The organism is Rugamonas sp. FW305-51, assembly GCF_058786935.1.
Window position 1 is genome coordinate 24,239 of record NZ_JBYSZG010000001.1, and the last position, 14,028, is coordinate 38,266.

Consider the following 14,028-nt stretch of genomic DNA (forward strand, 5'->3'; position numbering starts at 1 on the left):
ACTGCTCCAGTCAGTTGTCGTTCAGCGCGGCTGCGCCGATTTTCAGGATCTTCAGGGCGTTGGTGCCGCCGGCCACGCCCATGGGCTCGCCCCAGGTCAGCACCACGTTGTCGCCGGCCTTGACGGCACCGCGCTTGACCAGCAAGTCTTCCACGGCGCGGAACGCCTCCTCCTTGCCGCCGGGGACTTTCAGCTCCAGCGCCGTCACGTTGCGGTACAGGGCCAGCTTGCGCTGCGTGGCCAGGCTGGGCGTCAACGCCAGGATGGGAATGTCGATGTTGTTACGGCTCATCCACAGCGCCGTCGAGCCGGACTCGGTCAGCGCGGCGATGGCTTTCACCCGCAGGTGGTGCGCCGTGAACAGCGCGCCGTAGGCGATGGACTGGTCGATGCGGCTGAACGAAGCGTTGGACAGGTCCACGTCCAGCTGGCAGGTATCCCACTTTTCCGCGTCCAGGCAGATGGCGGCCATGGCTTCCACCGTCTCGACCGGGTAGCGGCCCGATGCCGTTTCGGCCGACGTCATCACGGCGTCGGTTCCGTCCAGTACCGCGTTGGCCACGTCGGACACTTCGGCGCGGGTCGGCACGGCATTGACGATCATCGATTCCATCATCTGGGTGGCGGTGATGGCCAGCTTATTGGACGCGCGCGCCATCTTGATCATGCGCTTTTGCAGCGCCGGCACGGCCGCGTTGCCCACTTCCACGGCCAGGTCGCCGCGCGCCACCATGATGCCGTCCGATGCGTCCAGGATTTCCTGCAGCGCCGGAATGGCTTCGGCCCGCTCGATCTTGGCGATCATGAACGGCTTGTGGCCGAACGGCTCGCCGGCGATGTTGGCCAGCTGGCGCGCCATTTCCATGTCGGTCGCGTTCTTGGGGAAGGACACGGCCAGGTAATCGGCCTGGAAGCTCATGGCCGTCTTGATATCTTCCATGTCCTTGGCCGTCAGCGCCGGCGCGGACAGGCCGCCGCCCTGGCGGTTGATGCCCTTGTTGTTGGACAGCTCGCCGCCGATGCGCACCGTGGTGTGGATGGCGCTGCCGACCACACTGTCGACCACCAGCACGATCAGGCCATCGTTCAGCAGCAGCACGTCGTCCGGTTTCAGGTCGCGCGGCAGGTCCTTGTAGTCCAGGCCCACGCGCTCGTCGTTACCCATTTCGCAGGCCGCGTCGAGCACGAACTTGGCGCCGGCCACCAGCTCCGTCTTGCCATTCTCGAATTTGCCGACGCGGATTTTCGGGCCCTGCAGGTCGGCCATGATGGCCACTTCGCGACCGCATTCGCGGGCCGCCTCGCGCACCATGCGCGCGCGGTCCACGTGGTCCTGCGCGCGGCCGTGCGAGAAATTGAGCCGCACGACGTCGACGCCGGCCTTGAACATCTTGATCAGCGTGGCCAGGTCGTTGGAAGCGGGGCCGATGGTGGATACGATCTTGGTAGCGCGGTGTGTAACGGTATTGGGCACGGCTGTCTCCCTATCAGGAATGAAATTGCGGCGTTTTATTGTTTGGTTGCGGCCATCAGCGCCACGGTGGTGTCCAGCATGCGGTTCGAGAAGCCCCACTCGTTGTCGTACCACGACGACACCTTGACCAGCCGGCCCGACACCTTGGTCAGGGTCGAGTCGAAGTTGGACGACGCCGGGTTGTGGTTGAAGTCGATCGACACCAGCGGTTCGGTCTGGTAGGTCAGCACGCCTTTCAGCGGGCCTTCGGCGGCGGCCTTCATCAGCGCGTTCACTTCGTCCACCGTCGTGTCGCGCTTGGCGATGAACGACAGGTCGACCAGCGACACGTTGATGGTCGGCACGCGGATAGCGAAGCCGTCCAGCTTGCCGTTCAGTTCAGGCAGCACCAGGCCCACGGCGGCGGCGGCGCCGGTCTTGGTCGGGATCATGCTCATGGTGGCGGAACGGGCGCGGCGCAGGTCTTCGTGCATCACGTCGCTCAGCACCTGGTCGTTGGTGTAGGAGTGGATGGTGGTCATCAGGCCCGTTTCCACGCCGATGGCGTCGTGCAGGGGCTTGACCAGCGGCGCCAGGCAGTTGGTGGTGCACGAGGCGTTCGAGATCACGATGTCGGAGGCCTTCAGCACATCCTGGTTGACGCCGAAGACGACGGTCGCGTCCACGTCCTTGCCGCCCGGTGCCGAGATGATGACCTTCTTGGCGCCGCCCTTCAGGTGGGCCGATGCCTTTTCCTTGGTGGTGAAGAAGCCGGTGCACTCGAGCACCACGTCCACGCCCAGCGAGCCCCATGGGATTTCGGCCGGATTACGCTGCGCGAATACGCGGATCACGTCGCCGTTCACGATCATGTTGTCGCCGTCCACTTCCACGGTGCCGGGGAACTTGCCGTGTACCGTGTCGTAGCGGGTCAGGTGGGCATTGGACTTGGCATCACCGAGGTCGTTGATGGCCACGATCTGGATGTCCTGCTGCTTGCCGCCTTCGTAAAAGGCGCGCAGTACATTGCGGCCGATGCGGCCATAACCATTGATTGCTACTTTGATCGTCATGCTCAACTCCTCAGGTTTGGGGTACAAGGAAATAACGTTGGGTGGCCACTTTCATGGCCTGATCCGTATCAGCCGCTGTTGCGCAGGCCGGCCGCGATGCCGTTGATCGACAGGTGCAGGCCGACGCGGGTGTCGGCGTCCGCGCTGTTGTCGCGATAACGGCGCAGCAGTTCAACTTGCACGTGGTTCAGCAAGTCCACATACGGGAAGCGGTTACGGATCGAGCGTTGCAGCAGCGGGTTGTGGTCCTGCAGCTCGCGCTGCCCCGTGATCTGCTTGACCGCATCGACCGTGCGGACATGTTCGGCCTGGATGCGGCCGAAGATGGCGGTGCGCAGCGCTTCATCCGACACCAGCTCCGCGTAGCGGCCGGCGATGGCGATATCGCTCTTGGCCAGCACCATGTCCATATTGCTCAGCAGGGAATGGAAGAACGGCCAGTCCTGGTACATCTGGCGCAGCACGGCCAGGCGCGGCTCGCGGTCGCCGGCCAGGAAGGCTTCGACGGCGGAACCGAAGCCGTACCAGCCCGGCAGCATCAAACGGCATTGCGACCAGCTCAGCACCCACGGAATGGCGCGCAGGTCCTCGATAGCGCCCGCCGGCTTGCGCGAGGTGGGACGGCTGCCGATATTGAGCGAGGCGATCTCCGAGATCACCGTCGATTGCCAGAAATAGGTTTCGAAGCCTTCCGTCTCGTACACCAGCGAACGGTAGGCCTGCATGGCCGACGCCGACAAGGCTTCCATCACGGCCAGTTGCGCTGGCGCCGGCTGGAACTGGCGGTCGCCCAGCAAGGTCGCCTTGAGCGTGGCCGCGACCATCACTTCCAGGTTGCGGCGCCCCACTTCGGCGTTGGCGTATTTGGCCGTGATCACTTCGCCCTGCTCCGTGACGCGGATACGGCCCTGCACCGCGCCCTTGGGCTGGGCGATGATGGCTTCATAGGCCGGGCCGCCGCCGCGGCCGACGGAACCGCCGCGGCCATGGAACAGCTGCAGCTTGACGCCGTGGCGCGCGAACACCTGCACCAGCTCGATCTCGGCCTTGTAGAGTTCCCAGCCGGAGGTGAGGAAGCCGCCGTCCTTGTTACTGTCGGAATAGCCCAGCATCACTTCCTGCAGCATGCCGCGCGATTGCAGCAAGCGCATGTACTCCGGCACCGCGAAGGCCTGCTCCATGATGGCGGGACCGGCGCGCAGGTCCTCGATGGTTTCGAACAGGGGAATGATGTTGACCGCCAGCGTGCCCGCCTCGCGGCGCAGCAGGCCGAATTCCTTGAGCAGCACGGCCACTTCCAGCAGGTCCGACAGGCTGGCCGCCTTGGAGATGATGTAGTTGCAGACCGAGGCCTGGCCATAGGTGTCGTGTGCCTGTTTCAGCTGGGCGAAGATGGCCAGCTCGCCGGCCGTCGCTTCGGAATAGGCCTGGTATGGGCTCACCAGCAGGCGCGGCGAAGCCAGTTCCTCGCGCAGCATGGCGCAGCGCTGGGCCTCGTCCAGCGCCAGGTAGTCGCTGCCGGGACGGACGTGGGCCAGCAGTTCGCCCACCACGCGCTCGTGCACGTCCGAATTCTGGCGCAGGTCGATGGGCGCCAGGCTGAAGCCGAATACCTGTACGGCGCGCCGCAGCTGGCGCAAACGGCCCTTGGCCAGCGCGCCGGCGCCATGGGCCAGCAGCGAATGGTGCAGGATGTCCAGATCGTCGCGCAGGGCTTGCGCGCTGGCGTAATGGGGTTGCGCCACGGCGTCGTCGGCGGCGCCGGTCAGCAGCGCGCGGGTGGCCGACAGCTTGGCGTGCATGCCGTGCAGGGCGCGGCGGTATGGCTCGTCCACCTGGTGCGGCGAGCCGTCCGTCGCTTCGTCGGCCAGGCGGCGCAGCTGCTCGGAACTGCCGCTCAGCGCTTGCGCCAGCGAGAACTGCGACGCCAGCTTGTGCAATTCCGTCAGGTAGTGGTTCAGCGCCACGTTGGCCTGGCGCTGCAAGGTCGCCCGCAGCACGTCCGCCGTCACGAAAGGATTGCCGTCGCGGTCGCCGCCGATCCAGCTGCCGATGCGCATGAAGGTGGGCAGCTCACGTCCCTGCCAGGCCGGGTCCAGCTTGCCCAGCATGTCCTGCATGCTGCCGTACAGCTGCGGCAAGGTGGTCAGGATGGTACGGTCGAAGAAGGACAGGCCGTTCTCCACCTCGTCCAGCACCGACAGCTTGGAGGTGCGCAGCAAACGGGTCTGCCACAGGGTGGCGATGCCGCGCGCCAGCGCTTCCTCGTTCGCTTCCTCTTCTTCCGGCGTCATCTGGATGCGGTCGCGCTCGTCGAGCAGGCGGGCGATGGCCATCTGGCAGTTCAGGATGCTCTTGCGCTGCACTTCCGTGGGGTGGGCCGTGAAGACGGGATTGATGCACGCTTCGGCCAGCACGTCCTGCAGCTGGTCGGAATGGCCGTCATCGACGATGTTCTTCAGCGCCTGCGCCAGGCTGCCGTTGCGCGGCGCCGTGCCGGCGATCAGGTGGGCGCGGCTGCGGCGGGTGTGGTGCTGGTCTTCCGCGATGTTGGCCAGCAGCGAGAAGTAGCTGAAGGCGCGGATCAGCTGTTTGGTATCGACCGGGCTCAGGGCGCGCAGCTGCGCTTCCAGCGCTTCGCGCGTCTGCTGCGAGGGCCGCTGGCGCAGACCGATCGAGGTCTGGCGTATCGTTTCTATCGACTCGAACACTTCCTGGCCGTGCAGCGAGCGGATCGCATCGCCTAGCAGCCGCCCCAGCTGGCGGATATCCCGGCCCAGCAATTCGTCTTTGTCATACAGTGCATTTGAACCGTCCATGTGCCCGCCGAGATGTAGTGAATTTACGAAGAGGATTTCCAAACAGCATAATTTTCCGGAATTTGCAGAATATTCTACTGATTAAAGTTTGAAATTTCAATGCAGCGCACAATAAAATGAAATTTTACTACACATATTGAGAAACTGACGCTACATTTACGCCAGTGAAAAGCAGAACGGCAGGCAGGCGACACCATGGTCGCCTGCTCTGCCATTCAATAAATTACCTCGAAGAAACTATGCGCCGATCGATGCCCACGCCAGGACGGCGCGCGGCGGCGGCTGGTCATCTCGGCGAACGATAAGTTCAACGGATAAGCCCATTGCATTGCACAATGGGCACGCCACCCCAACCGGTCCTGTGCCAGCCGCCGCTAAGCGGCATCCCCCGCGATGGCGGCGCGGGCCACAGGCGGGGCAAAGCGCCCCACCACCCGGAACACGTTCACCAGATGCCCCAGCCGGACGGCCTGCTGGCGCATGTTTTCCGCCGCGCTGGAGGCCTGTTTGACCATGGCGGCATTCTGCTGGGTCATGGCGTCGAGCTGCACCACCGCCTGGTTCACCTGGGCGATGCCCTTGCTCTGCTCCTGGCTGGCCACGCTGATCTCGCCCATGATGCAGGCCGCCCGTTCGATGGACTGGACGATCTTGCCCATGGTTTCGCCCGCCTCGTCCGCCAGCTGGCTGCCCCGGTTGACCTTCTCGACCGATTCGCCGATCAGCGACTTGATCTGCTGGGCCGCCGCCGCCGAGCGCTGGGCCAGGTTGCGCACTTCCGAGGCGACGACGGCAAAGCCGCGCCCCTGCTCGCCCGCGCGCGCCGCATCCACGGCCGCATTCAAGGCCAGGATGTTGGTCTGGAAGGCGATGCTGTCGATGACGCCGATGATGTCGGTAATCTGGCGCGAGCTGTCCTTGATCTGTCCCATCATATTCACCACCTGGCCGACGGCGGCGCCGCCCTGCGCCGCGCTGTCGCATGCCAGCACCACCAGCTTGTTGGCGTCGCGCGCGTGGTCCGCGTTCTGGCGCACGGTCTGGGTGAACTGCTCCATCACGGCGGCCGTCTGTTCCAGCGAACTTGCTTGCGCTTCCGTGCGGGCGGAAAGGTCGGCATTGCCCGCCGCGATGTCGCTCGCCCCTTCGTTGACGAGGACAGTGGCTTCCTTGATCTGCCCCACCAGCAGCTTGATATTGGTCTGCAGGATGCGCAGGGCCTGCATCACGGCGGCCAGTTCGTCGTAGCCGTCGGCCTCGATCTTGCCGGACAGGTCGCCCGCGCTCATGCGCTCGATCGCCGTCTTGGCTTGCTGCAGCGGCAGCAGTATGCCGCGATACAGCAACGGTATCAGCGCCAATGCCGTCAGCGCACAGATTACCGATGTCAGGCTGGCCCAGGACGCCATCGTCCCGTCCATCGTCCCGGCAGCCCCGGCGGCCCGCCAGGAACAGGCCGCGCTGATGAACGACAGCACGGCCAGCCCGCCGCCGGCCGCCATCAGCCTGGCCTTGATCGTCAACTTGCGGAATGGATTGAGCTGCCCGGACCAGGTGTGGATGACAGCCTTGCCCTCGCGGATCTCGATGCGCCCGCTGCCGCCGTTCACGGCCCGGTAGGCCAGGTCGGCGGCGCGGACCTGGTCCGCAGTCGGCTTGATGCGGATCGAAATGTAGCCGACCACCTTGCCGTCTTCCAGTATCGGCGCCGCGTTGGTCTCCACCCAGTAGTAGCCGCCGCTCTTGGTCTTGTTCTTCATCATGCCGACCCAGGTCTTGCCGCTGCTGAGCGTGCGCCAGAAGTCCTCGCCCACCGCCTTGGGCATGTCGGGATGGCGCATGATGCTTTGATGGGCGCCGATCAGCTCCGCGGCCGAATAGCCGCTGATATGGACGCAGTCCGGGTTGACGTAGGTGAAGTGGCCCTTGATGTCCGTCTTCGAAATGATCATTTCCGAATCGCTGAGCACATATTCGCCGCCGCGGTGGGCCGGCCTGGCTGCGGCGGTCGTGGTGGAAACCGGGTAGGTCATGAATTCATCCTGTAGTGATATCGTCGGCCGGCAAGGGCGGAGGCAAGCGTGGAGGCAGGCGCGCGCCGACTTCGGGCGCACGCCCCTCCGGACACGCGGCCCGTCGCCGGGCGCTCACCGGAGGATGCCCCGCCCCACCCGGCCTGGTGGTCAGGCCGCTTCAGCCAGCAAGATGCCGCGCTCGCGCGCCATCGTCATGGCCGTATCGACGATCATGTCTTCCTGGCCGCCGATCATCTTCTTGCGGCCAAGTTCGATCAGGATGTCGCGCGCCGGCACGCCGAAGCGCTCGGCGGCGCGCTTGGCATGCAGCAGGAAGGTCGAGTAGACGCCCGCATAACCGAGCGTCAGCGAATCGCGGTCGACGCGCACCATATGGTCCATCAGTGGCACCACGATGTCTTCGGCCACGTCCATCAGCTTGAACAGGTCGCAGCCCGTCTCGATGCCCATGCGCTCGCACACGGCGACAAACACTTCCAGCGGCGTGTTGCCGGCGCCCGCGCCCAGTCCGCCGACGGAACCGTCGATCCGGCTCGCCCCCGCCTCGATCGCCGCGATCGAATTGGCGATGCCCATGCCCAGGTTGTGGTGGCCGTGGAAGCCGATTTCCGTCTCCGGCTTGAGCACAGCGCGCAGCGCGGCGATGCGCGCCTTGACGTGCTCCGGCAGCATGAAGCCAGCCGAATCGGTGATGTAGACGGTCTGCGCGCCGTACGATTCCATCAGCTTGCCCTGCTTGGCCAGCGCATCGGGCTCGCTCAGGTGGGCCATCATCAGGAAGCCCGTGGTATCCATGCCCAGCTTGCGCGCAAAGGCGATGTGCTGGGGCGAGGTGTCCGCCTCGGTGCAATGGGTGGCCACGTGTACGCTGCGCGCGCCGCAGTCATAGGCCGATTGCAGCTCCTTCATCGTGCCCAGGCCGGGGATCAGCAGCACCGAGACCTTGGCCTGTTTCATCTTGGGCACCACGGCCTGCAGGTATTCCTCGTTGCTGTGCAGGGCGAAGCCGTGCTGCAGCGAGTTGCCGCCCAGGCCACCGCCGTGGGTGACCTGGATCAGCGGCACGCCGGCGTCGTCGAGCGCGGTGGCGACGGCCACCATGTCGGCTATCGTCATCTGCTCACGCTTGGCGTGCATGCCGTCGCGCAGGCACATGTCGTGAATGACGACCTTGCGGCCTTTCAGGTTGTTCGTCTCGTTCATTATGCAAGCTCCAGGGGAGTGAGCTGGATGGTGCCGGCCAGGATTTCTTCGGCAAACATTTCGGCGGTGCGCGTGGCGGCCGCCGTCATGATGTCCAGGTTGCCCGCGTAACGCGGCAGGTAGTCGCCCAGGCCCGCCACTTCCATGAACACCGTCACCCGCTTATCGTCGAAAATGGGACCGTTCACCAGGCGGTAGCCGGGCACATACTTCTGCACCTGTTCGATCATGGCCAGCACGGAGGCCGTGATGCGGGCCTGGTCCGGCACCTCATCGGTCAGGCAGGAGATCGTATTGCGCATCAACATGGGCGGCTCGGCCGGGTTGATGATGCACAGCGCCTTGCCCTTGCGCGCACCGCCGATGGCGCAGATGGCGTTGGAGGTGGTGTAGGTGAATTCATCGAGGTTGGCGCGGGTGCCCGGCCCCACCGAGTGCGACGCCAGGCTGGCCACGATTTCGCCGTAAGCCACGCCCTGCACGCTGGAGATGGCGGACACGATGGGAATCGTCGCCTGGCCGGCACAGGAGATCATGTTGACGTTCATGACCACGCGCTCGGTCAGCGCGCGCAGGTTCACGGGCGGCACGCACAGGGGGCCGATGGCGGCCGGCGTCAGGTCGATCATCATCACGCCCAGCTCATTGAGCTTGCGCGAGTTTTCCGCGTGGACGTAGGCCGAGGTGGCGTCGAAGGCGATCTGGATATTGTCCTCGAGGACGTGCGGCAGCAGGCCGTCAACGCCGTCCGCCGTCGTCTTGAGCCCCATCTGGGCGGCGCGGGCCAGGCCTTCGGATTGCGGGTCGATACCCACCATCCACACCGGCTCCAGCAAGGGGCTGCGCTGCAGCTTGTAGATCAGGTCCGTGCCGATATTGCCCGAGCCGATCAATGCACATCGTATCTTCTTCATGACGCCTCCTGCTTGCGCTGGCCTATGGTCCTGCCGCCAACGGCAAAGTTCTCTTCCGTGTGCTCGGTAATCAATACCCGCACTTGTTCCGGTCCTACGCCCAGCGTGTCCACCAGGGCCACGGTGATGGCGGCGACCGCATTGCGTTTCTTTTCCGTGCTGCGTCCGGCCAGCAGGTGCATTTCGATAATTGGCATGGTGATGCCTCCAATGGTTGATAATTCGTTATTCGATGAAGCGCATGGACACGCTGCCCAGCTCCTGGAAGCGCGCCACGATGCTGTCACCTGGCTTGACGGGGATCGCTTCCGTGATCCCGCCGCTCATGACGAAGCTACCGGCTGGCAGCACTTCGCCCTGCTCCGCCAGGATGTTGACCAGCATGGCGATGGCTTCGGCCGGATGGCCCAGCACGGCGGCCGATGCGCCCGTGGCCACGATCTCGCCGTTCTTTTCCATCACCACGCCCAGCGTGCGCAGGTCCAGGTCGGCCGGATAACGGGCACGCCCGCCGGCCACGTAGCGCGCCGAGGAGCCGTTGTCGGCGATCACGCTGGGCATGTCGAACTTGAAGCCCGAGAAGCGCGAGTCGATGATTTCCACTGCCGGCAGCACGTAGTCGGTCGCGTCCAGCACGTCCTGGCGGGTGCAGCCCGGCCCCTGCAGCAGCGCCTTGGTGACGAAGGCCACCTCGCATTCCACGCGCGGATGCACCATGTCCGAAGTCTTAATGGCCGAGCTTTCGGGGCGCGCCATGTCGGCCGTGAGGAAGCCGATCGACGGCGCGTTCACGCCCATCTGGATCATCTTGGCGCGCGACGTCAAGCCCGCCTTCCAGCCCACCAGGCGCTTGCCGGCTGCCATCCAGCGGTGGCGCAGCGCATGCTGCACGGCGTAGCCGTCGTCGCTGGTCATCCGCGGATATTCGTCCGTCAGCTTGGGGATGGCCAGGGCCCGCAGCTGGGCGCCCTCGATGCGTTCGCACAGGCGCACGACGTCTTCCGGCGTCAAAGTGATATTGCGGCTCATACTGCACTCCTTCCCGAGAATTTGACCTGGCAGCTACCGAGGCCGCCCACCGTGCAGACCAGCTCATCGCCGCCCGTCACCGGCACCAGTGCCGATTGCGAACCGGACAGGATGATCTCGCCGGCCTTGAATGGAATGCCCAGCGCGCCGAGGGTATTGGCCAGCCAGGCCACCGCATTGGCGGGCGAGCCCTGCACCGCCGCGCCGCAGCCGGTCGAAAATACTTCGCCGTTCTTCTCAAGCACCATGCCGGCCAGCGTGATATCGAGCTTGCGCGGGTCGCCCTTGGTCTTGCCGAGTACGAAGACGCCGCAGGATGCGTTGTCGGCCACGGTGTCCTGGATCTTGATCTTCCAGTCCGTGATGCGCGAATCGACGATTTCGAAGCACGGCACCACGTAGTCGGTGGCGCGGATCACGTCCATGGCCGTTATGCCCGGGCCGTTCAGGTCTTCCTTGAGCACGAAGGCCAGTTCCGCTTCCGCCTTGGGCTGGATCAGGTGGTCCAGGTCGATGGTGTCGCCTTCCTGGTAGATCATGCCGGAAGTCAGCTGGCCAAAGTCGGGCTGGAACACGCCCAGGAAATCCTGCACCGGCTTGCTGGTGACGCCGATCTTCTTGCCGACGATGGTTTCGCCGGCCTGCAGGCGGCGCGCGATCATGCGCGACTGGATGCGGTAGGCGTCGGCCAGCGATATGGCGGGCGTGCGCGCCGTCAGCGGCGGCACGGTCGTGCGGGCGACGAAGGAGTCATAAAGCTCGTCGCCGTATTGCGTGATGGTGGTGTCGTCCATACATTCCTCAAAGCTTGACGCAAACGTTGCGCGTTTCGGTATAAAACTCCAGCGAGTGGACGCCGCCTTCGCGGCCGATGCCCGACTGCTTGGAGCCGCCAAAGGCCGTGCGCAGGTCGCGCAGGAACCAGCTGTTGATCCAGGTGATGCCCACCTCCACCCGGGCCGCCATGCGGTGGGCGCGCGCCAGGTTGGTGGTCCATATCGTCGTCGACAGGCCGTAGTCGTTGGCGTTGGCCATGTTGACCACTTCGTCCTCCGTATCGAAAGGACGGATGTGGCAGCACGGGCCGAACACTTCCTCGCGCACCACGGACGCCGTCTCCGGCAGGCCGGTCCAGATGGTGGGCTGCACCCAGTACCCCTGCTCCAGCGCGGCCGGCATGGCCGGCACGCCGCCGCCCGTGACCACGGTCGCGCCCTCCTCCACCGCCTTGGCGTAGTAGGACAGCACCTTGTGGCGATGCTCGTCGCTGATCAGGGGACCGTAGTTGGCCTCCGGATCGTCGGGGCGGCCGAACTTGACGGCTTCCGCCTTCTGCTTGAGCGCCGCCACGAAGCGCTCGAAGATGGGCCGCTCCACATAGACCCGCTCCGTGCCCAGGCACACCTGGCCGGAATTGAGGAAGGCGGAACGGAAGATGCCATCCACGGCCGCATCAAACTCGGCGTCCGCGAACACGATGCCGGCGTTCTTGCCGCCCAGTTCAAACGACACGTCGCGCATGCCCACGGCGGCGGCCTGCATGATGGCGGTGCCGGTGCGCGTCTCGCCGGTGAAGGTGATGGCGTCCACGCCGGGATGGCGGGTCAGGAACTCGCCGGCCGAATCGGGGCCGAAGCCGTTGACGACGTTGTAGACCCCTTTCGGGATGCCGACCTTGTTCATCACTTCGCCCAGCAGGGCCGCCGTCAGGGGCGACGCTTCCGACGGCTTGACCACCACGGTGTTACCGCAGGCCAGGGCCGGGGCCACCTTCCACGTCATCAGCAGGAACGGCGCGTTCCATGGCGAGATGACGCCGACCACGCCTTTCGGCACGCGGATGCCGTAGTTCAGCGCACCGCGGCCATCGGGCGTGGCCATCTGGAACGACTCCGACGGCACGTTCTTGATCACGTCCGCGAACACCTTGAAATTGGCGGCGCCGCGCGGGATGAACACGTGGGTCATTACATGGCGGGGTTGACCCGTGTCGGCCATTTCGGCGGCCACGAAGTCCTCGAAACGGCGCGTGATTTCGTCGGCCACGGCGTACAGCAGCTCGACCCGCTGCTCCGTCGTCATCGCGCCCCACGGGCCGTTGCGGGCGGCGCGGGCAGCGCGCACGGCGCGGTCCACGTCCGCCTGCCCGGCTTCGGCGACGCGCGCGATGACGCTGTCGTCCAACGGCGAACGCTTGTCGAAGGTCTTGCCTTCGGCAGCGTCGACAAACTCGCCGTCAATAAAATTCTTCACTATTTGCATGCCAACTCCTTACAAGGCTTTCGCCTAACGAAAGCTTGGATAATTTGTGCGCCGGTCCAGCATCGCCGGCTGAAAGTCAGTTTAGGGTGGCCACTTCATACCGTCCAATACCTTCTTCCAGAAAGCCTGATACCTATTTAGTATCAGGATTGGAGCGAGCGGCCATCCCCCCGGCAGCGCTCAGATCGAGCGGAACAGGGGGCTTCTCACCTGCTGCGCATCGGCAGCGGATATGAACTTCTCGGTATAGATGTCGCGCTCGAACAGGCGGCCCTGCATCAGCGTGCTGATACAGGCATCGATCATCAGCGGCGGCCCGCACAAGTAGGCCTTGTGGCCGCGGAAGTCGTTATCGAAGTGGTGCTTCGCCGCCTCGTGCACATAGCCGCGGAAGCCCTGCCACGCGCTGCCTTCCGGCTCGCCCGACAGGGCCGGCACGTAGTGGAAGTTAGTGTGCTGGCGGGCCAGCGCCAGGAACTCTTCGTGGTAGTACAGCTCCGCGAGCGTGCGCTGGCCGTAGACCAGGGTGATGGGCAGCGTGCTGCCTTCGGCCAGCAAATCCAGGATCATGGAACGGGGACTGGACAGGCCGGAGCCGCCCGCCATGAAGATGGTGGGCACGGCGGCCGACTTCTTGACGAAGAAGCGCCCGTACGGCCCGGACAGGCGCAGCCGGTCGCCCACCCGCATCTGCTCGTGCACGTAGCCGGTGGCACGGCCGCCCGGCACGGCGCGGATGTTGAGCTCCACCTCGTCGCCGCCGGGCGGGCTGGCCAGCGAAAAGGCGCGGCTGCCGATATCGTCCGGGACGTGCAGGTTGACGTACTGGCCGGCCTGGAAGGCTATGCCGGCCGGGTCGTCGAGCTTGATCCAGACGCCCTTGATGGTGGGCGTGAGGGACTCGATCCGGCTGACGGTGCCGGCAAAGTCGGACACCGGCAGGTTGCGCGCATCCACGTCCTCGTCGATTTCCGCCTCGATTACCAGGTCGCTTTGCGGCGTGGCGCAGCACGCCAGGCACTTCTGCTCGTCGCGCTCGAAGTCCATCAGGGCGAACGACGAGGCGGCGCCGTGCTCCACCTCGCCGTCCACTACCTGCACCTTGCAGGTGGCGCACAGGCCGTGGCAGCAGGCGTGGGGCAAGTAGATGCCGGCCCGCAGGGCGGCGTCGAGGATGGTCTGGCCCTCCTCCACTTCGATCGTCTGGCCCAGCGGTTCGATGGTCAGTTGATAGCTCAT

The 14,028-nt window shown here is 65.1% G+C and carries 11 protein-coding genes; all 11 read right to left on the minus strand.

The genetic code is table 11. From position 1 onward, the window contains the following. Positions 1-10: 10 nt before the first annotated feature. The 11 genes from pyk to AC3WOS_RS00145 all read right to left on the minus strand — a co-directional run bounded on the left by pyk (position 11) and on the right by AC3WOS_RS00145 (position 14,028). Positions 11-1,474: a pyruvate kinase gene (gene pyk / locus AC3WOS_RS00095; protein ID WP_492713643.1), complete on the minus strand. Its 1,464-nt coding sequence runs from the start codon at positions 1,472-1,474 to the stop codon at positions 11-13. A 35-nt stretch (positions 1,475-1,509) separates the two neighbouring features. Beyond that, positions 1,510-2,526 (minus strand): type I glyceraldehyde-3-phosphate dehydrogenase, encoded by a 1,017-nt coding sequence (gap, locus tag AC3WOS_RS00100; RefSeq protein WP_492713644.1) that lies wholly within the window; start codon positions 2,524-2,526, stop codon positions 1,510-1,512. 68 nt (positions 2,527-2,594) lie between these two features. Further along, positions 2,595-5,345 carry a phosphoenolpyruvate carboxylase gene (gene ppc / locus AC3WOS_RS00105; RefSeq protein ID WP_492713646.1) on the minus strand — a complete coding sequence of 917 codons (2,751 nt, stop codon included), beginning with the start codon at positions 5,343-5,345 and terminating at the stop codon, positions 2,595-2,597. 374 nt (positions 5,346-5,719) lie between these two features. Further along, a complete protein-coding gene (locus tag AC3WOS_RS00110) occupies positions 5,720-7,378 on the minus strand; it encodes a methyl-accepting chemotaxis protein (protein WP_492713647.1) in 1,659 nt (552 codons plus the stop codon). Between the two features lie 150 nt (positions 7,379-7,528). Further along, the gene (dmpG, locus tag AC3WOS_RS00115; RefSeq protein ID WP_492713648.1) at positions 7,529-8,584 is read right to left on the minus strand and encodes a 4-hydroxy-2-oxovalerate aldolase; all 1,056 of its coding nucleotides are present in this window, start codon (positions 8,582-8,584) and stop codon (positions 7,529-7,531) included. Next, positions 8,584-9,498, minus strand: coding sequence for an acetaldehyde dehydrogenase (acetylating) (locus tag AC3WOS_RS00120; RefSeq protein ID WP_492713649.1), 915 nt, complete (start codon positions 9,496-9,498; stop codon positions 8,584-8,586). Before AC3WOS_RS00120 ends, dmpG begins: the two co-directional genes overlap by 1 nt. Next, complete coding sequence (locus AC3WOS_RS00125) at positions 9,495-9,695, minus strand: tautomerase family protein (RefSeq protein WP_492713650.1); 201 nt, start codon at positions 9,693-9,695, stop codon at positions 9,495-9,497. Before AC3WOS_RS00125 ends, AC3WOS_RS00120 begins: the two co-directional genes overlap by 4 nt. A gap of 28 nt (positions 9,696-9,723) precedes the next feature. Beyond that, positions 9,724-10,527 (minus strand): 2-oxo-3-hexenedioate decarboxylase, encoded by an 804-nt coding sequence (dmpH, locus tag AC3WOS_RS00130; protein WP_492713651.1) that lies wholly within the window; start codon positions 10,525-10,527, stop codon positions 9,724-9,726. Further along, the gene (gene dmpE, locus AC3WOS_RS00135) at positions 10,524-11,321 is read right to left on the minus strand and encodes a 2-oxopent-4-enoate hydratase (RefSeq protein WP_492713652.1); all 798 of its coding nucleotides are present in this window, start codon (positions 11,319-11,321) and stop codon (positions 10,524-10,526) included. The genes dmpH and dmpE overlap by 4 nt, the downstream gene beginning before the upstream one ends. Positions 11,322-11,328: 7 nt before the next feature. Then, the gene (locus AC3WOS_RS00140) at positions 11,329-12,789 is read right to left on the minus strand and encodes a 2-hydroxymuconic semialdehyde dehydrogenase (protein WP_492713654.1); all 1,461 of its coding nucleotides are present in this window, start codon (positions 12,787-12,789) and stop codon (positions 11,329-11,331) included. Positions 12,790-12,969: 180 nt separating this feature from the next. Further along, positions 12,970-14,028: an NADH:ubiquinone reductase (Na(+)-transporting) subunit F gene (locus AC3WOS_RS00145; RefSeq protein ID WP_492713656.1), complete on the minus strand. Its 1,059-nt coding sequence runs from the start codon at positions 14,026-14,028 to the stop codon at positions 12,970-12,972.

Bases quoted from the DNA above. Each gene is read 5' to 3' on its own strand.
- gap (WP_492713644.1), bottom strand. From the start codon at position 2,526: ATGACGATCAAAGTAGCAATCAATGGTTATGGCCGCATCGGCCGCAAT.
- AC3WOS_RS00120 (WP_492713649.1), bottom strand. From the start codon at position 9,498: ATGAAGAAGATACGATGTGCATTGATCGGCTCGGGCAATATCGGCACG.
- AC3WOS_RS00145 (WP_492713656.1), bottom strand. From the start codon at position 14,028: ATGAGCTATCAACTGACCATCGAACCGCTGGGCCAGACGATCGAAGTG.
- ppc (WP_492713646.1), bottom strand. From the start codon at position 5,345: ATGGACGGTTCAAATGCACTGTATGACAAAGACGAATTGCTGGGCCGG.
- AC3WOS_RS00110 (WP_492713647.1), bottom strand. From the start codon at position 7,378: ATGACCTACCCGGTTTCCACCACGACCGCCGCAGCCAGGCCGGCCCAC.
- dmpE (WP_492713652.1), bottom strand. From the start codon at position 11,321: ATGGACGACACCACCATCACGCAATACGGCGACGAGCTTTATGACTCC.
- AC3WOS_RS00125 (WP_492713650.1), bottom strand. From the start codon at position 9,695: ATGCCAATTATCGAAATGCACCTGCTGGCCGGACGCAGCACGGAAAAG.
- dmpG (WP_492713648.1), bottom strand. From the start codon at position 8,584: ATGAACGAGACGAACAACCTGAAAGGCCGCAAGGTCGTCATTCACGAC.
- AC3WOS_RS00140 (WP_492713654.1), bottom strand. From the start codon at position 12,789: ATGCAAATAGTGAAGAATTTTATTGACGGCGAGTTTGTCGACGCTGCC.
- dmpH (WP_492713651.1), bottom strand. From the start codon at position 10,527: ATGAGCCGCAATATCACTTTGACGCCGGAAGACGTCGTGCGCCTGTGC.